The 17,230-nt window shown below is 50.5% G+C and carries 15 protein-coding genes and 1 riboswitch; of the genes, 3 read left to right on the forward strand and 12 right to left on the reverse strand.

Annotated features, from left to right (window positions below; translation table 11 throughout):
• The first annotated feature begins 75 nt into the window (after positions 1-75).
• Positions 76-1,353, forward strand: coding sequence for a glycoside hydrolase family 18 protein (locus tag TY10_RS19775; RefSeq protein WP_042167219.1), 1,278 nt, complete (start codon positions 76-78; stop codon positions 1,351-1,353).
• Between the two features lie 145 nt (positions 1,354-1,498).
• Here TY10_RS19775 and TY10_RS19780 read toward each other — a convergent pair whose 3' ends face one another.
• The 4 genes from TY10_RS19780 to msrB all read right to left on the reverse strand — a co-directional run bounded on the left by TY10_RS19780 (position 1,499) and on the right by msrB (position 5,379).
• The gene (locus tag TY10_RS19780) at positions 1,499-3,127 is read right to left on the reverse strand and encodes an MDR family MFS transporter (RefSeq protein ID WP_042167220.1); all 1,629 of its coding nucleotides are present in this window, start codon (positions 3,125-3,127) and stop codon (positions 1,499-1,501) included.
• A gap of 21 nt (positions 3,128-3,148) precedes the next feature.
• On the reverse strand, positions 3,149-3,580 hold the full coding sequence (locus tag TY10_RS19785; RefSeq protein ID WP_042167221.1) for a MarR family winged helix-turn-helix transcriptional regulator: 432 nt from the start codon (positions 3,578-3,580) through the stop codon (positions 3,149-3,151).
• A gap of 224 nt (positions 3,581-3,804) precedes the next feature.
• Positions 3,805-4,377 carry a nitroreductase family protein gene (locus TY10_RS19790; protein ID WP_042167223.1) on the reverse strand — a complete coding sequence of 191 codons (573 nt, stop codon included), beginning with the start codon at positions 4,375-4,377 and terminating at the stop codon, positions 3,805-3,807.
• A gap of 45 nt (positions 4,378-4,422) precedes the next feature.
• Positions 4,423-5,379 carry a peptide-methionine (R)-S-oxide reductase MsrB gene (gene msrB / locus TY10_RS19795; protein ID WP_042167225.1) on the reverse strand — a complete coding sequence of 319 codons (957 nt, stop codon included), beginning with the start codon at positions 5,377-5,379 and terminating at the stop codon, positions 4,423-4,425.
• Positions 5,380-5,962: 583 nt separating this feature from the next.
• Here msrB and TY10_RS19800 point away from each other — a divergent pair.
• Together TY10_RS19800 and TY10_RS19805 are read left to right on the forward strand one after the other, a co-directional pair.
• Positions 5,963-6,397, forward strand: a complete 435-nt coding sequence (locus tag TY10_RS19800; RefSeq protein ID WP_042167227.1) for a hypothetical protein — start codon at positions 5,963-5,965, stop codon at positions 6,395-6,397.
• Positions 6,394-7,482 carry a phosphodiester glycosidase family protein gene (locus TY10_RS19805; RefSeq protein ID WP_042167228.1) on the forward strand — a complete coding sequence of 363 codons (1,089 nt, stop codon included), beginning with the start codon at positions 6,394-6,396 and terminating at the stop codon, positions 7,480-7,482. Before TY10_RS19800 ends, TY10_RS19805 begins: the two co-directional genes overlap by 4 nt.
• Positions 7,483-7,652: 170 nt before the next feature.
• Here TY10_RS19805 and TY10_RS19810 read toward each other — a convergent pair whose 3' ends face one another.
• The 8 genes from TY10_RS19810 to TY10_RS19845 all read right to left on the reverse strand — a co-directional run bounded on the left by TY10_RS19810 (position 7,653) and on the right by TY10_RS19845 (position 17,189).
• Positions 7,653-9,038 (reverse strand): NCS2 family permease, encoded by a 1,386-nt coding sequence (locus TY10_RS19810; protein ID WP_042167229.1) that lies wholly within the window; start codon positions 9,036-9,038, stop codon positions 7,653-7,655.
• Between the two features lie 125 nt (positions 9,039-9,163).
• A riboswitch (purine riboswitch) is annotated at positions 9,164-9,264 on the reverse strand.
• 90 nt (positions 9,265-9,354) lie between these two features.
• Positions 9,355-10,176 (reverse strand): PIG-L deacetylase family protein, encoded by an 822-nt coding sequence (locus TY10_RS19815; RefSeq protein ID WP_042167230.1) that lies wholly within the window; start codon positions 10,174-10,176, stop codon positions 9,355-9,357.
• A 74-nt stretch (positions 10,177-10,250) separates the two neighbouring features.
• Positions 10,251-11,096 (reverse strand): carbohydrate ABC transporter permease, encoded by an 846-nt coding sequence (locus TY10_RS19820; RefSeq protein WP_042167231.1) that lies wholly within the window; start codon positions 11,094-11,096, stop codon positions 10,251-10,253.
• Between the two features lie 40 nt (positions 11,097-11,136).
• Entirely contained in the window at positions 11,137-12,006 is an 870-nt protein-coding gene (locus tag TY10_RS19825; protein WP_238327799.1) for a carbohydrate ABC transporter permease, read from the reverse strand.
• 91 nt (positions 12,007-12,097) lie between these two features.
• Complete coding sequence (locus TY10_RS19830) at positions 12,098-13,381, reverse strand: ABC transporter substrate-binding protein (RefSeq protein WP_042167235.1); 1,284 nt, start codon at positions 13,379-13,381, stop codon at positions 12,098-12,100.
• 138 nt (positions 13,382-13,519) lie between these two features.
• Entirely contained in the window at positions 13,520-14,719 is a 1,200-nt protein-coding gene (locus tag TY10_RS19835) for an ROK family protein (protein WP_162160647.1), read from the reverse strand.
• Between the two features lie 165 nt (positions 14,720-14,884).
• On the reverse strand, positions 14,885-16,195 hold the full coding sequence (locus TY10_RS19840; RefSeq protein WP_042167239.1) for a 6-phospho-beta-glucosidase: 1,311 nt from the start codon (positions 16,193-16,195) through the stop codon (positions 14,885-14,887).
• Between the two features lie 22 nt (positions 16,196-16,217).
• A complete protein-coding gene (locus TY10_RS19845) occupies positions 16,218-17,189 on the reverse strand; it encodes an N-acetylglucosamine kinase (protein WP_238327801.1) in 972 nt (323 codons plus the stop codon).
• Positions 17,190-17,230 lie beyond the last annotated feature (41 nt).

Genomic DNA, 17,230 nt, shown 5'->3' on the forward strand with positions numbered 1-17,230 from the left:
ATCCGCATTTTGGTTAAATTATCTGCACCTGCCGAATAGAGTAGTAGTAGATTGACAAGTTGGGGGGATCGGCAGGTGCAAATACATACCGTACGAAGAGGAGAATCTGTCTGGCAGCTCGCCAGACAATACGGGGTGAGCGTGGAAGCTCTAGCCGGGGTGAACGGATTGGAAGATCCGAACAGACTCGTCATCGGCCAGGCGCTCATCATTCCGACAAGCGCCGGCAGCCATACGGTATTGCCCGGCGAAACGCTATGGTCCATCTCTCAGCGATATGGAGCAACGCTGCAGGAGCTTGCTATCGTTAATAGTTTAAGCAATCCCGCCCTCATCTATCCTGGCCAAATCATCCGTATTCCCCAACCAGTCAAGCCGGTCATTGAGGTCAACGCCTACACGGAGAAATTCGATGAACAGGGCGTCGCAATAACAAATGAAATTGCTCCCTATCTCACCTACATAAGCCCCTTCAACTATCGCGTTCAGCCTGACGGATCCTTGAGCGCATTGGACGATACTGCCGTTATACAAGCCGCATACGGGAAAAAAGCAGCACCGATGATGGTCATTACCAACTTCGAAGAAGACAATTTCAGTACCGCCATCGCCCACGCCGTACTTACGGATCAGGCGGTTCAAAACCAGCTTGTAGCCAATATTATAGGTACGATGCGATATAAGGGCTATATGGCACTCCATGTCGATTTCGAATATGTTGCGCCAGCGGAGCGCGAGCTGTACAACCGATTTTTGCAGCGGCTCGTTAATACACTGCACCCGTATGGTTATCTCGTCTCTACTGCACTTGCTCCCAAGCTGACAGCCGATCAGCAAGGAACACTATACGAAGCGCATGATTACGCTGCGCATGGCCGCATCGTCGACTTCGTCATTCTGATGACTTATGAATGGGGCTGGTCCGGCGGAGCGCCGCTCGCGGTTGCCCCGCTGAACGAGGTCGTCAAAGTGCTGCAATATGCGTTATCCGTCATTCCAGCGGACAAAATCGTCATGGGCATGCCGCTTTATGGCTATGACTGGACTTTGCCCTATGCCCAAGGCAACAAGTGGGCGCCTTCCATCAGTCCGCAGGAAGCGGTCGCACGAGCTGCGAAATATGGCGCAGAAATACATTACGATCCCGAATCGCAATCGCCTTACTATCACTACTATGATGAGCAAGGCCATGAGCATGTGGTCTGGTATGAGGATGCCCGCAGCGTGCAAGCCAAACTCAACATTGTGAAGCTGTTCAACCTCCGGGGTGTCAGCTACTGGGTGCTCGGAGTCCCCTTCCCGCAAAACTGGTACGTGCTTAAGGAGAACTTCCGGATCAAGAAACTGCTGTAGCTGTTTCCGCAATTGCCATCCATTTCGCATCAAAATTTCTACCGTCACTCTCCGCCAGACAACACACAGAAACCCGGCAGCCATCATCGCATTCGATGATAACTGCCGGGTTTTACTTTACTCAATAACCTAAGCTGCTTGCCTATTACTCGCCTTGGCTCGCAAGCTTGCCGTTCACGAGGTTGTCGCCTTCAGTTTTACCCTCTTCAGTTGCTTTATTCGTTGTACGAAGCGGAATCTCTTTAATGAAGAATGTCAGTATAACCGCAACGACCAGAATGAGTGCACCTGTAAGGAACACGGTAGACAACGAGGAGCTCAGCGCATCGCGCAGCATTTCGATGACCTTTTGGAAAATAGGCTGGATGTCAGCCGGCAAGCTTTCCATCGTGCTTTTCAACGCCGGTTGGTCCGTTAGCATTTGCGGGTTCGCGAACTTCGCGAATTTCTCCGCAACAGCCGGATCAAGCTTCGACAGATCTGCTCCGTGTCCGGTTTTCGCCAGATCAGTCAAGTTATGCTTCAGGCTTGAAGCAAGTACAGTACCCATTACCGCGATACCGATCGTACCGCCAAGGTTACGGAACAGCTGCATCGTTGCTGTAGCAGCACCCAGCTCTTTATGCGGCACTGCGTTTTGAATCGTCAGCGAGAAGACTGGCATGCCAAGACCAAGTCCTAAGCCGAAAATAATCATCGCCAGAACGGCCATCCACACGCTGTTCATAAATACCATGATGACCATGCCCGCAAGCATGACTGGCATACCGATCAATGCAAAACGTTTGTATTTGCCTGTTTTACTGATCAGCGAGCCGCCGATTGCACTCGTAATTACCATTCCGATCGACATTGGCATTGTGACATAGCCAGCATGTGTTGGCGAGATGGCCAATACGCCTTGTACGAAGAACGACAAGTAGATAAGCGCGCCCATCATGCCAAAGTTCATAATAAAGCCGATTACATTAGAAAGAGTAACGGTTTTGTTTTTGAACATATAAAGCGGGAGTACCGGGTTTCTCGCCGATCTTTCGATCAGAAGGAAAATGATTAATGAGAGAAGCGTAATACCAAACAGACCGATAATTTCTACCGAAGCCCATTCGTATTTGGAGCCTGCCCATGTGAATGCGAGCAAAAGCGGTACGATTGTCGTCGTCAGGAACAAAGATCCTAGATAATCGATGGATTCGCCTTTCTTGTGTTCTGTTTTCGGGAACAGGAACAGGATCATCGCAAAAGCGACAACGCCCAGCGGCAGGAAGATCCAGAATACCCAGTGCCAAGCGAGATGGTCGATAATGTAACCGCCAAGAGTTGGTCCAATAACGCTGGAGAAACCGAATACAGCGGTCATCAGGCCGGTCCATTTGCCGCGTTCACGCGGAGGGAACAAATCGCCTACTGCGGTAAAAGCAGTCGCCATAATAATACCGGCACCTACACCTTGAATACCGCGGAAGGTAATGAATTGATAAACGTCAGCAGCCAAGCCGGAAGTAAATGCGCCGATAACGAACAATAATATACCGACGAGCAAGAACGGCTTCCTTCCATAAATATCGGACAGCTTACCGACCAGTACTGTAGCGATTGTGGAGGTCAGCATATAAATCGTAATTGTCCAAGTGTACAGCTCCATCCCATCCAAAATCGCAATGATGCGAGGCATTGCCGTACTAACGATCGTCTGGTTGATAGCTGCGAAGAACATCGCGACCATAATGGCGACCATAATGGTTAACTTGCGTTTGCTTGATAAGTGCTCCATGATTGTCTTTTCTCCTTATAATTATAATTTCTCTATATTCGCAATCAGCTGCGCAAAAATGCGCTTCAAATGCTGAATGTCTTCATCAGGCAAACTGGTAAACAACGATAAAATCGTCTCGCTTTGCGAATCCAGCAGCTCTTCAATCATTAATTTGCCCTTCGGCGTAATTTCAATGTAGACAACCCGGCGGTCATCCGTCGCCCGCTCGCGCACAACGTAATCTTCGGCGACAAGCTTGTCGGCAACCCCAGTAATGGCACCCGAAGTAATCCCCATGGAATCCGCCAGCTCGGAGACCTTAAGTCTCCCCTCCAAATGAAGACGAAACATCATTTTAAATTGCGTGTAGGATAAATTGTGTGTCATTCGTTTGTTCCACTCTTGATTAATTGAACGAAGCACACTGCGGAACTGCCCTGAGAACGCAATCAGCTCAGCGCTTCTGTCCATTCCAATCCCCCCTTTCACATTTGCGGGAGCCTAATTTATCATTTACGCTCGGGCGAATTACTTTAGAACTAAAACAATTAACAGCAAAGTATTTACTACTATATATCTATTTCATAAAGCAGTCAATTGACAAAAAAAGCCTTCCGCAAGGCTGCAGACGGCTGTCGTCGGCATATGACCTTACAGAAGGCTTAAATCTTGATAAAGCTCGTTATCGCGTCGTTTTAAGCATCAATCCATACTGTTTTCTCGGAAGCTGGCGTTCTTTTGCCGTCTGGAGGCGTCATATCAGCATAACCAAGATAGATTAAACCAATTAGCTGCTCCTCGGCATCCAGTCCAAATGTATCCTTCATCAGCGGATGATACATTTGATCTCCGGAACGCCATACACCAGCAAGACCGTTGGCGTGAGCCGACAGCAGCAGGTTTTGAACAGCTGCATGTGAAGCGGCGATTTCCTCAGCCAGCGTGGCCCGCGGATCATCGGAAGGCGAGCATACAGCAGCGATTACAACCGGGCTGCGGTATGCTTTCGCACGCTCCTTCTCCAAGCGTTCTTCAAGCGCTGCACCAATCCCCGTGTCCAGGGACGCAAGTGCGACACGGGCATAGCCCTCGCCCAGCTTCGATCTGCCATCGCCAGTCATAACGATGAATTTCCATGGCTGGGTATTGAAATGGCTTGGAGCCCAAGTTGCGGCTTCCAGTATTTTTTCGATCAAAGCCCGGTCAACCGGGTCCTTCTTCAGACGTCCAATCGATCTTCTGGTGCGAATTGCTTCTTCTAAATTCACGATTTCAACCTCTCCCTTATACACCTATTTCATGCTAGTCACACATTAATTAAACCAGTTAGCGTACTCCCCGTATCCTTCTTTCTCCAGGTCAGAGCGCGGAATAAAGCGCAGCGATGCGGAGTTAATGCAATAGCGAAGCCCGTTCGGGCCCGGACCGTCGTTGAACACATGCCCAAGATGCGAATCTCCCTCAGTGCTGCGAACTTCCGTGCGAACCATGAAGTGGGTCGTGTCGGTTAATTCTTTAACGGCTGATTCCTTCAAAGGTTTCGTAAAGCTTGGCCAGCCGCAGCCGGAGTCGTATTTCTCACGGGAGCTGAATAGCGGCTCGCCAGAGACGATATCGACATAGAGTCCTTCTTCTTTATGATCCCAGAACTCGCCGGTAAAAGCGCGCTCGGTCGCATTGTTCTGCGTCACTTCATATTGCAGCGGCGTCAAGCGGCCCTTCAGTGCATCCTTATCCTTGTTGGCCGTCCAATTATGCTCAATAAAAGCGTCGCGTCCCGAGCCTTTGCGATACATTTTATACCGAAGCTTATTGGTATGATGGTAGCCCTGATGATAGTCCTCTGCCGGATAAAAAGGCTTCGCAGGCTCGATCTCCGTCACGATAGGACGATCGAAACGTCCGCTAGCCTGAAGCTCCGCTTTGGAAGCCTCTGCCTTCACCCGTTGCTCTTCTGTATAGTAAAAGATAGCCGGTCGGTACGATTCGCCCCGGTCATGGAATTGTCCGCCCGCATCAGTAGGATCGGTCTGGCGCCAATAAACGTTCAGCAGCTTCTCATAGGAGAATACTTGCGGATCAAACGTAATATGAACGACCTCGGCATGGCCTGTCGTCTCCGAGCAAACCTCTTCATAAGTCGGGTTTTCCTTATGGCCTCCGCTATAGCCGGATACAACAGACAAAATGCCAGGCGTCTCCTCAAACGGCTGTACCATGCACCAGAAGCAGCCTCCTGCAAACATTGCTTGTTCCACTTGCTGACTCATTTATTCGAACCCTCCTAAAAAGTTTTGCGAAGCAAAACTTCGCTTCGTAAGCATTTGCTTTAAAGTTTTGCGAAGCAAAACTTACTTCGTAAGCATTTGCTTTAAAGTTTTGCGAAGCAAAACTTCGCTTCGTAAGCATTTGCTTTAAAGTTTTGCGAAGCAAAACTTCGCTTCGTAAGCATTTGCTTTAAAGTTTTGCGAAGCAAAACTTACTTCGTAAGCATTTGCTTAAAGTTTTGCGAAGCAAAACTTCGCTCATGAATTTTAATTATTTTGTAAAGCACGATACACCTGTGCTCCGTTTTTACGGAAGCACCCTAAGCAAGCAATTACCCCGTTTTTACGGAAGCCAAACTTGCTTCATGAGCTCATCTTTCAAGCTCTGTTGACTCTTATTATAACGCATCTAGTCAATCCCACAAACTGCTGGGCAGACCTGGGAGCTTTTCTTTGTTACAATGTAGTGACACCCGCAACATTCGCCATCATTCGACCGTTTTATTGTATAGCTATTGGTTGAACGCAGTTCGTTCACTTCCCGTCTTCCTAATCAATTACGACACAGAAGAGGTGAACGCATAATATGTCTAATCATGCACCGTTGGAGTCAGCCGCATCCTCGATTTACGAGCGATCGCCCCGGACTCGGAGGAGCAAAAAGTATTTCTTCTTATTTATAATGGTCTGGCTTATGCTGATTCTAATCGGCATCGCCGGTGCCAAGCTTTACAGCGATCATATTCAGCAGCAAGTAGCCGCCGATCTGGAACGCCAGACCTCTTCGCAAATTGCCGATATGCAGAAGCAGTACGAGGAGCGCCTGGACAAGCTGGAAGCCAGCTATAAAGAGGACCTTGCCAATCTAGAAGGGAAGGTCGATGCGCTTAACGAGCTGCTTACCTTTACAAAAGACAATGCTGATGTCAAAACAGATAATAGCAATAAGCTGTATAGCCAGTTAAATGAAGTGAAGAAGAAGCTGAACGAACTGCAAAAAAGCTTGGATGTGCTGAAATGAGCAACAACAGTGTCCGCTATTTGAACCGTACGCTGCTGCTTGCCTGCACGCCTTTTCTGGGTATGCTGGTATGGCTGTTGTTCTCCGACGTGGCCGTCGTAATGGGCGAGGGCGCTTTTCCCAAATTCGAATCAAGCGCAAGTGCCACTGAAGAGCAAGTGCCGCAGCCAGCCGCCAAAGCGGTGGAGGGGCTGAGCAAAGCTCAAGACACTGCAGCCGAGACGAGCCAATCCATTAAAAAGCAAATTAAGCTGTACACCCAAACGAACGAGGAAATGAAGCAGATCGTCAATAAAGCGACTACGCAAGCCAAACGGCCGTATGAGATTTACGACCGCATCATCACCTCCAAGCTTGGCAAGCCTTCCGGCACCATCGATACAAGTAACCTGAGAGCGCAGTTGTTCTACATACAGGCCGATTACTTCAATGCTTATGCGCTCAAGCTGAAGCTAAAGACGGGAGATGCCATGCAGATGGCGCTTGGCGGCGACCGGTACGGCGGCGCTGAGACGACGCTGGAGGCCGTCAAACGGACAGGAGCCTTTGCGGGTGTTAATGCAGGGGGATTCGCCGATGGCGGCGGCAAACGTTACCCGCTCAGCACAACGATGCTAGACGGCGAATATCTGGACGGGTTCGAGCCAACCTACTCCGATCTCTTCTTCGTTGGTTTGAATGAAAGCAATAAGCTGATTGGCGGCAAGTTCACGAACCGTCAGGAGCTTGATAACAAAAACGTCAAGTTTGGCGCATCCTTCGTCCCCGTCCTGTTGAAAAACGGCATCTCGACGACGATTCCGCCGAAATGGCAGTCGAGTCCAGCTAGAGCTCCACGTACCGTCATTGCCAACTACAAGGACGATCAATTGCTTATCCTCGTCGTGGACGGGCGCAATGAGGGCGGCAGCTCCGGCGCTACGCTGGCCGAGCTTCAAATTCTACTCCATCGTTACGGCGCAGTAGACGGCTATAATCTGGACGGCGGAGGCTCCTCTTCTCTTATCTGGAACGGACGCATCATTAATAAGCCTTCAGACGGCCAGCTTCGCAAGCTGCCAACCAACTTTTTATTTTTCAAATAATAGGTTCGGCCTCATTTATTCTTTATAAAATAAAGAAGCGGTACCCTTTGAGCCAATGCCATTAAGTTAACTAACCTTAATGACATTGCTTTTGGGTGCCGCTTCTTCCTATTGCCGGGGCGCCGGTCCAATCCGCCTCCAGCCTATTCGATTCTAGCCTGTAGCTTCGCTTATTCTCCGCCGAGGAAAATAAAGCGTCCCAGCACAAGCGCTGCGATAATCCACATGAGCCAGTGAACTTTGTACTTGCCTTTGCCAGATACGTTAGCAACTGTCGCAAGCAATACATAAGTAACTACGCCGAACGAAATGCCGTTCGCAATGTTGTAAGTGAAAGGCATCAGCGCCAGCGTCAAGAACGAAGGAATGGCATAGACCATGTCCGAGAAGTCGATCTCTTTGATCGATTGCATCATCAGTACGCCTACAATGATCAAAGCTGCATTCGTCGCCGAACCCGGAACGAGTGCAATTACTGGTGCTACGAAAATAGCGATCAGGAAGCAAATGCCCGTCGTAACTGACGTCAGGCCTGTCCGGCCGCCTTGCGCCACACCTGCGGAGCTTTCTACGAATGCCGTTACTGTACTCGTACCCAGCATTGCGCCGCCGCTTACACCAATCGCATCGACGAACATCGCTTTGCCGACGCGTTTTGTGCCTTCTTCTTTATTTTTCATCAGGCCGGCACGGTTTGCTGTACCAACTAGCGTTCCGAACGTATCGAACAGCTCAACGAACGTGAAGGTCAAGATGACCGTTACAAGACCTACTTCAATAACGCCTGCAAAATCGAAATGTACGAAATTCAATTTACCGAAGTCAGGAACCCATGTTTTGCCTGTCAGCGTTTCTTTCACATTGATTTGACCCGTAAGCAAGGAAATAACGGTTGTGCCGATGATACCGAACAAAATTGCACCCGGTACACGCAGTACCATCAGAACTGCGATCAGAACGAGACCAACAATCGTCATGTACACATCTGGCGAAGCGAGATGTCCCAGGTGGATAACGGTCTCAGGACCAGCAAGGTCTGTATAAGCACCAGCTTTCACATCACCGAAGGTCGTTGCCGCAATCGTCATCAGGCCGCTGCCTTTCAGACCGATAATCGCGATAAACAAACCGATACCGACGGTAATCGCATGCTTCAGACTGTCCGGTACAGCTGTAATCATCATCTGACGAATTTGCGTCAGCGTTAGAATAATAAAGATAATACCGGAAATAAAGACGGCAGTCAGACCCATTTCAATCGAAATCGGCTTGTTCGTCGCCGCCGATGAAATGATGACCGATGCAAAATACGCGTTAAGCCCCATCCCAGGCGCAAGCGCCACAGGGAAATTCACGAACAAGCCCATTGCGATGGAGAAAATACCCGCTGACAAAGCCGTCGCCAGAAATACTGCCGTCCAATCCAAGCCGGCTGGCGTCAGAATAATCGGGTTGACGGCCAGAATATAAGCCATCGTCATAAATGTCGTCAGACCGGCCATAATTTCCGTTCTGATGTTAGAACCGTGTTCCTTTAGCTTAAAGAAACGTTCCATTATTAACATAACCCCCCAAAAATGTGTGCAAGCAGTACAAAGAGCCTAGGAATCGGGACATGCGGACTACCGCTGTCTCATCTCCTAGGCTCTGCAAAACGCGGAAAAGTATACCGTGGACCGACGGACTTTTCCTCGCCTTTCGTAGCCTGATCATTTACGGTGATCGAGTAGAGACTCTCAAGCCAATTCTTGAGATTATACGAAAAGAGTTATAAAGTTATATGTTTGCCGTCTCTTATTCTAAAGATTAACGATTCCTTTTGTCAATAGATTTCACGAACGTTACCATCGTAATCTCTTGCAATATTCGGTTTTAACTAAGCATTGGCAACAAGCTCCTCAGCTCATCCTCATTAGGACGTCTGCCATAATCCGCAATTTCGAACGGTTCGGCATATCGGACCTTGGCGGCATGCGCTCCGTATTCTCGTTCTAAAGTCGCAGTCATCTCCGGCGAAACGTCCAGGAAGCTGCTCCAATGCTCCAGAATATAATCCCGTCTTGCCTCCCAGCCTTGCGGAACTTGATCCAGCAGGCCTCGCTGCCATGGCGCGAATTCATAGAACTGAGAAGCATGGGCATCGCAGCTCAGCAGCTTTTTCTCCAGCACTGGGCCAATGTCTATGACAATATCAGCGGTGTAGGAGGCGCGTTTGCCATAGTCCGGCATTAGCAGGAACAACGGGGAAACCTCAAGCGGCGGCGTATCCGGTACCGTATTCGGCACCTTTGCGATGAAATCCGCAGCGTCGCGCACCAGTCTCCCTGCATTCCTGTTATCGACATGTCCGGTCCCTTCGGGATGGAAAGTAATGACGATATCTGCCTGCCAATCACGAATTTGCCGGATGACCTCCTCCCGTACCTCAAATCCGGTCGTCAGCCTGCCGTCGGAGATTGGCAATATGCCGTAGGCCAGCACCCCAAGCCGTTTCGCTGCCTCCACAGCCTCGGCCGCTCTGCGCTCCACCAGCTCTTGTCCGCTGATCGCAAAATGGCCGCAATCGCCATTCGTCAGCGAGACGAACTTTACCCGGTGGCCAAGCTCTGCGAACAGAGCCGACGTTCCTCCTGCATAAATCTCTGCTTCATCAGGGTGAGCTGCGATAATAATTACGTTAATTGGTTTTGTCATTGTCCAAGTCTCCTCATTAGTACATCGTTTGTTATAAGCGTCGTAATCGATTGCTATTACAGTTGAGCTTTCTCTTAACCTTTCACCGCCCCAGCCGTTAACCCTTTAATTACCGTTTCCTGGGAGAAAATATAAAGCACAAGCAGCGGCAAAATGGAGATCGCAATCGCCGCCATCATCGCCCCGTAATCGGTGCCGTAAGCGTTCGATACGAGCGACAGCAGCACCGAGATCGGCTGCATATCGCGAATCGGCAAGTAGACGAGCGGCAGCAGCAGCTCATTGTACGACCATAGAAAGACCATGATCGACACCGTCGCGAATATCGGCAGCGACAACGGCAGCGTAATCCGGTAGAAGATTTTCCATATCGCCGCTCCGTCCATGACTGCCGCTTCCTCCAATTCTCCCGGCAAGGAAGCCATAAAGCCGGTCATCATCATAATCGCGAAGCTTAGATTGCCGGCAATTTGGGGCAAGATGACCGATAAGTACGTACCATTCAGCCCAAGCTTCTCGATAATGACGAAGTTCGGGATAATGACGGCGAATTGCGGCAGCAGCATACAGATGACAAACAAATAATTAAAATATGGCTTAAGCCCAAACTTGAATCTCGCTAATATGAAAGCGGCCAATCCGCCGAACAGCGATACGCCCAGCACGACAGATCCCGATATGATCAGACTGTTGGCGAAGCCTTTGACGATATTGATATTGCCATACTCGCCCAGCTTCCAATAATTCGTAAAATTAAATTGATGCGGCAGCGCAAAGGACTGCATTAAAATTTCATCCGACGTTTTGAAGCTGTTGAGCAGCACCCACAGCAGCGGCAGGATCGTCGTACACGCCCACAGAACGAGCAGCGCATACACCATCAGCTTCGCTGCGCCTGGCCGAAGCCCCTTATTCACCATATCCGTATCTCCTTCTCAAGCAGACTGATTGTTGGCTTCATTAATAGCCAGCAGCCTCTTTTTTCACGAGCCGATTGAGCGCTACGGTAATCACAATGCCAAGCACCATCATGGCGATAACGATCGTACTCGCATAACCGGCGTTTTGGCCATTGAACGCTTTCGTATACATATAGGTGCTGAGCAGCTCGCTCGAATTAAGCGGCCCGCCCTTCGTTACGATATAGACAACGTCGAACACCTTCAACGCCCCAGCCGTCGCCAGCGTCAGGCAGGAAGCGATGACGTCCCGTAAAAGCGGAATCGTAATATAAATCGAGCGGCGGTAGCCGGTAATGCCATCGAGCGTTGCGGACTCGTATATTTCCTCTGGAATTTTGGACATGCCCGTCAGAAAAATAACGAAGTAAAAGCCGACATACTGCCAGAGAATCGGGATCAGAACGAGATAAATCGCGCTTTTCTCTGTCAGCCACACCTGCTCGCCCCAGCCGAAGGCCCGCATGAGCGCGTTCAGCAAGCCATAATCGTAGTTATAGATCAAGGAGAACATCAATCCGATGGCCGTACCAGAAATCACGATCGGGAAAAAGAACACCGTACGGAAAAACTTGAAGCCGCGCTTGATGCTGTCGGTCAGCAGCGCAAGCACAAGACCGCCGCCCGCTTGAAGCAGAATCGCACCGGCAACGAGAATAAACGTATTTTTGAACGCAATGCCAATAACCGGGTCCTCAATTAATTGCCGATAGTTGGCCAAACCGTTGAAATGCTTCGTATTGGAAAAGTTATACCAGTCTGTGAAGCTGTAATAGACTGACTGCCCCAGCGGGTATAGCAGAAATATAGCCAGCAGCAGCATCGTTGGCGCCAGAAACAATACGATATATCTTTTATCTTGGAAAATCACGGCTGAACGCCTCCCTTTCTATCGTTCCTCGTGCCGCTCCGGGCACGTCTTTCTAGCGAGAACGTGCCTGGAGCGGATCTCGGAGCGCAGCCTATTTGGTCGCTTTATCGTTCAACTTCTTAGCTTCTGCCAGCACTTCCTCGGCTGTCTTCTTGCCGCCGGAAAGGTAAGCCAATCCTTTGGTGAATTCCGTATACGATTCCCGCGTCACATAAGAGTCGATTGGCATAACGAAGTCCTTAGCCGCAGCAACCATCGCATTGCCGTCCGTCAACAGCTTAGCCGTTGCATTCGTCGCCGTCGCCTGCACCGCGTACGTGCCGCCGATTTCGGCGAATTTGCCCGCAACGTCAGGGGAAGTGATGAATTTAATGAACTCCAGCGACATCGCATATTTGTCTTGATCCTTGTTGTTCTTCATATACCAGCCGGAGCCAAAGCCCGACACGATCATATTCTCGCCTTTGCCTCCAGGCACGAGCGGGAACGGCAGGATTTCAATGCCTTCAATTTTGCTGTTGCCTGCGGCCGTCCACGAACCGTTGAACATCATGGCCGCCTTGCCTCCGGAGAATAAAGCCTGCGCTTTCTCGTCATCCAGCGTCAGCGCATCTTTCGGAAACGCCTTCTTCTCGCTAAGCTCGCGGAAGATGTTCAATGCCGGCGCCCAGGAAGCATCATACGCCTTTTGCTGGCCTTCCGGCCCCACTTGGGAGAGCACAAGCGCTTCCTGCAAATAAGGGGTCGTAAGCGACGTCGCGAAAGGAATAATGCCATTAGCCGCAAACGTGTCTACCGCTTTCATAAATGCATCGTAGCTAGCAGGCGCTTCCAACTGGTACTTGTCGAACAAGGTTTTGTTCCAGAACAGCCCCTCGTAAAATCCGATATAAGGAAGCGCATACAATTTGCCGTTGTATTTAACCTTCTCTATAATGCCGCTATTGAATTGCTTCGCCCAATCTGCGTCCTTCGCCAGTTCATCCTCCCATGATACGATGTCGCCGGATTCGGTCAGTATCGCCGTCTCGCTGCCATTGAAGTAGAACATAACGTCAGCCAGGTTCCCCGTAGCCGCATCCGCCTTTACCTTCGTCCGGAGCGCTTCATTGTTGACCGGCGTCGACTCGTCGACGATCTTCACATTCGGATGCTTGTCTTTGAACTGCTGAAGCGCATTCGTCCATGCCGGCACCCAAGGGTCCGAACCCGCGAAGCTTGTCGCTACGCGCAGCGTAATCTCTTTGTCTTTGCCTTTGTTCTCCCCTTTGTTTTTTTCTCCGGCATTGCTGCCGCCTCCGCACCCCGCCATGAACACCATAATCGCTACAAGTGTCAATAAGACCGTTGTTGCCTTGCTCCCCGTCTTCTTCATCGCTCAGCTCTCCTTTATTGTTCATTCATCTATTGAAACCCGGAGAGCATCCAATGCTGCGATACTCTTGCCGGGAACCAACCACGCATTATAATTAATTAACTTTATTAATTAATTGAACAAAATCTAATGAACGAGTCAATTAGATTCCGCTTCCTCCAGAAGCTCGGTGAAGATCGTCTCTAAGCCAATCGCCACGCCGCCGATAAGAACCGCTTTCGTCTTTAAGGACGTATGGACGATTGCCGCTTTCGTGGAAGGCATAAGTGCCGATACTTCCTCCTTAAGCGTATCGGTGTAAGCCGGTCCCAATGACACGAACCCGCCGCCTAGAACGATTGTATCCAGATCCAGCAGTTGAAGCAGATTCACGACGACTGCGGCCAGCATTTGCGCGCGTCTCTTCACCTGGCGGACAGCCAGCTCATCGCCGGCATGTACGGCTGCCATAATGTCGTTGAAGCCCGCTGGCTTACTCGTCGAGATCTGCTGCAAGCTGCTGGCAGCGCCGTTTGCAAGTTCAGCCCGAACGTCGCGTACCAGTGCACCGATCGATACCTGATCCTGCAGCCGAACCGGAGCAGCATCGCCCGTTCCAACCAGGTAGCCTGCAATTTCACCCGATGCATGAAAGCTGCCGGGATAAAGCCTGCCATCCAGCACAATGCCGAGTCCTAAGCCAACGTCTGCGCTTAGGAATACAGCGTTGCTGCAGCCTTGAGCGGAGCCGAAGCTCATCTCGCCGATTATCGCGGCATTAATATCCTTTTGCAAGAGCACCTTCGTCAGGAAGCGCTCTGACAGCGGCTCTCTGAAGTTCACCGTTCCTAGCGATTCGAGGTAGGAACCGCATTTCACCAGCCCGCTTTCCCCGTCTACCTGTCCGGGCACCGAGACCGATATCATCAGCAGCTGCTCCTGGCTAATACCCGAGGTCGCAAGAAGCTCTTCGATTTTGCCTGTCAGCAGCTCCATCAGCTGTCCCAGCTCGTATTGCTCGATATCGAACTTCAGCTCCTGTACGATCTCGGGCTTCAAATTCGCGACAGCTACGTTCACGCACGGATTGCTCAGATCAACCGCAATGATATAACCGAACCCGTCATTCAACCGCAGCCTGCTTGCCTTGCGGCCCACTCCGGAGGAAGCATCCTCCGTTTCCCGGACGATGCCCAGCGCCACTAGCTGATCTACGTTCGTGCATACGCTCGGAACGCTCAGATTCAGCAGCTTCGACAGCTCGCTTCGTGTTGCGCTCTCCCGCTGCCGGATCGTATCTATAATCAAATTTTGGTTCGTAATGCGAACGAACTGCTGCTTTGCTGATTTTTTTGCCAAAAGGAAACCCCATTTCATTCAACCTGCTAATTAATTAAGAAACTTAATTAAACAATAGGCGGGGAAGAAGAAGTTGTCAAGCTTTAAAAATATTAGAAGCCGTACGCTCTGCCAAAGCATTCAATTGCTTCCTTCGGCAGAGCGTGCCGTCTTCAATAGTCCCGCTTACTTCGCTTCAAAAAAACGAGGCAAATAGCTGCGGTTAGCTTCCAGCATTTCGTCCAGCATCGGCTTCGCTACGGCAACATCCGGAACGAGCGGGTGATGTACCATCGCTTGCAGCGCAATGCCTTTATCGCCGCTCACTGCCGCTTCAATCGTCAGCGACTCATAGGTTTTCACCGCATGAATCAGTCCTTTGATGCCTTCCGGAACACGTTGCGGCGGGATTGGAATCGGACCCTGTCCCGTAACGACACAGTTCACTTCAATGCTGGCATCATCCGGCAGGAAATCTAGAATGCCGTTGTTGCGGACGTTCAGCGTTTGGATGTCTTTTTTATCCGTATACAGTGAGTGCATCAGGTTAACAGCCGCTTCGGAGTAATAGGCACCGCCGCGCTGCTCCAGCTGCTTCGGCTTCTCCGACAGATTCACGTCCTTGTAGAGCTCGAACAGCTCTGTCTCGACACGGCTGACGACCTCAGCGCGTGTTCCGTTTTTCTCCAGCGACGCTTTCATCTCGCTAAACATCGTGTTCGTCATATAGAAGTAACGAAGGTAATACGTCGGAATCGCATTCAACGAAGTGAGGAAATCCGCGTCCCAGTCGAACGCTGTGACGTTGGTTGCCGAATAGTCCTTGCCGCCGTTGATCATCTCCTCCAGCTTGTCTTCGCCATGTACATAAGCAGCCGTTACCCAGTGCAAGTGGTTGATGCCGACGAATTCAGGCAATACTTCGCCCTCCGTCACGCCGTATTGCTTCGCCAGAAACTTCTGGAAGTTGATTGGCGAGTTGCAGAGGCCGACTGTTTTTACTTTGCTGTACTTTTGCACAGCTTCCGTTACGATACCGGCAGGGTTGGTAAAGTTGAGCATCCAGGCATTCGGAGCCAGCTCTTCGATATCTTTGCAAATGTCCAGGATAACCGGAACCGTACGAAGCGCCTTCAGCATGCCTCCTGGTCCCGTCGTTTCTTGACCGATCACGCCGTAGGAGATCGGAATATGCTCATCGCGGCGTCTTGCCTCGAGCAAGCCTACACGCATTTGCGTCGTAACGAAATCAGCGCCTGCAATCGCTTCGCGGCGATCCAGCGTCAGATGCACCTCGATCGGCAAGCCTGATTTTTCCACCATGCGCTTTGCGAGCTCTCCCACAATCTCAAGCTTATGCCGTCCCTGCTCGATATCAACGAGCCAAAGCTCGCGAATCGGCATTTCCGGATATTTCTTAATAAAACCTTCAACGATCTCAGGTGTATAGGAGGAGCCGCCTCCGATTACTGCAATTTTCAACGCTTTCTTTTCCATGTCGAAATGCCCTCCTTATAATTTAGAGCGTGATGCTGCGAAGTGCCGCATCTGTGCGCTCGTCGATTTCAATCCCGCCATTGTCCATTGCACTCATTAACGCGCCGATCACCGGATCTACGGTCAGCTTAACTACCGATGCGTTTGGCGCTACTTGTTTAATACCAACCTTGATCGAGTCAACCAAATGCGGAGAGCTGCCCTTCGACATCACGCTGCCAGCCAGCACAACATCAAAAGTCTCCTCTTCCATGCCTAAGCGTTTGATCAGCGCATTAGCTGCATTCGCATGCTCCAAGCCTACTTCCTCCAAAATGCGAATCGCCACAGCGTCACCTTGGGAAGCCGCTTCGAACATCGTTTTGGCAAGCTCATAGGATGGCCGTTTGCCGTTATCCAGAGCATCGTCATACATTTGCTGAACGGATTGATAGCCAAGCTGACGCGGCACAAGCTCAGTCAGAATCGTTGGCTGCTCGCGTCTTTCCCAGCTGCGGATCGCTGTGCGGAAAGCATGAACTGCCAAATCGCTTCCTGACCCGTGTCCGTCACCGAACAAATAGCCGAAGCCGCCGTATTGGAGCTCTTCGCCTTTGGCGTTGCGCGCTGCGCTGTTCAAGCCTGTACCACTTATAATAACTGCGCCGTAGGAACGTTTCGTGCCCGCACGCATGCCAATCATCGTATCGCAAGCAATTGCATGACGCTCATAACCAAGCGAAGCAATCATGGGACGCAAAATAACGTAATCCGGTTCGCGGTCCGCTCCGGCAAGACCGAAGTATGCGAATGTAATATCTTCCTTGGCTGCATTAGCCTCTTGAAGCGCTTCCGCGCAAGCTTGCTCGATACTATTTTTTGCTTCCGCATAAGCGGTCTGATGATTTCCGTTTCCGCCGTAACCGCGGCCAAGCACGCGCCCTGTCTCATCTGTCAACAAAGCATGCGTCTTGCTTCCGCCAGCGTCAATCCCTAGAAAAAGGATAAAGCCCACGCTCCCTTCGTGTTTTCTATACCTTTATTCTAGAACAAAAA

This window comes from Paenibacillus gorillae (genome assembly GCF_000513275.1).
Lineage (GTDB): Bacteria > Bacillota > Bacilli > Paenibacillales > Paenibacillaceae > Pristimantibacillus > Pristimantibacillus gorillae.

What these genes read in the sequence shown, in the direction of transcription:
- TY10_RS19780 (WP_042167220.1), bottom strand. Translation starts at nt 3,127, where the DNA reads ATGGAGCACTTATCAAGCAAACGCAAGTTAACCATTATGGTCGCCATT.
- TY10_RS19785 (WP_042167221.1), bottom strand. Translation starts at nt 3,580, where the DNA reads ATGGACAGAAGCGCTGAGCTGATTGCGTTCTCAGGGCAGTTCCGCAGT.
- msrB (WP_042167225.1), bottom strand. Translation starts at nt 5,379, where the DNA reads ATGAGTCAGCAAGTGGAACAAGCAATGTTTGCAGGAGGCTGCTTCTGG.
- TY10_RS19800 (WP_042167227.1), top strand. Translation starts at nt 5,963, where the DNA reads ATGTCTAATCATGCACCGTTGGAGTCAGCCGCATCCTCGATTTACGAG.
- TY10_RS19805 (WP_042167228.1), top strand. Translation starts at nt 6,394, where the DNA reads ATGAGCAACAACAGTGTCCGCTATTTGAACCGTACGCTGCTGCTTGCC.
- TY10_RS19810 (WP_042167229.1), bottom strand. Translation starts at nt 9,038, where the DNA reads ATGGAACGTTTCTTTAAGCTAAAGGAACACGGTTCTAACATCAGAACG.
- TY10_RS19815 (WP_042167230.1), bottom strand. Translation starts at nt 10,176, where the DNA reads ATGACAAAACCAATTAACGTAATTATTATCGCAGCTCACCCTGATGAA.
- TY10_RS19820 (WP_042167231.1), bottom strand. Translation starts at nt 11,096, where the DNA reads ATGGTGAATAAGGGGCTTCGGCCAGGCGCAGCGAAGCTGATGGTGTAT.
- TY10_RS19830 (WP_042167235.1), bottom strand. Translation starts at nt 13,381, where the DNA reads ATGAAGAAGACGGGGAGCAAGGCAACAACGGTCTTATTGACACTTGTA.
- TY10_RS19840 (WP_042167239.1), bottom strand. Translation starts at nt 16,195, where the DNA reads ATGGAAAAGAAAGCGTTGAAAATTGCAGTAATCGGAGGCGGCTCCTCC.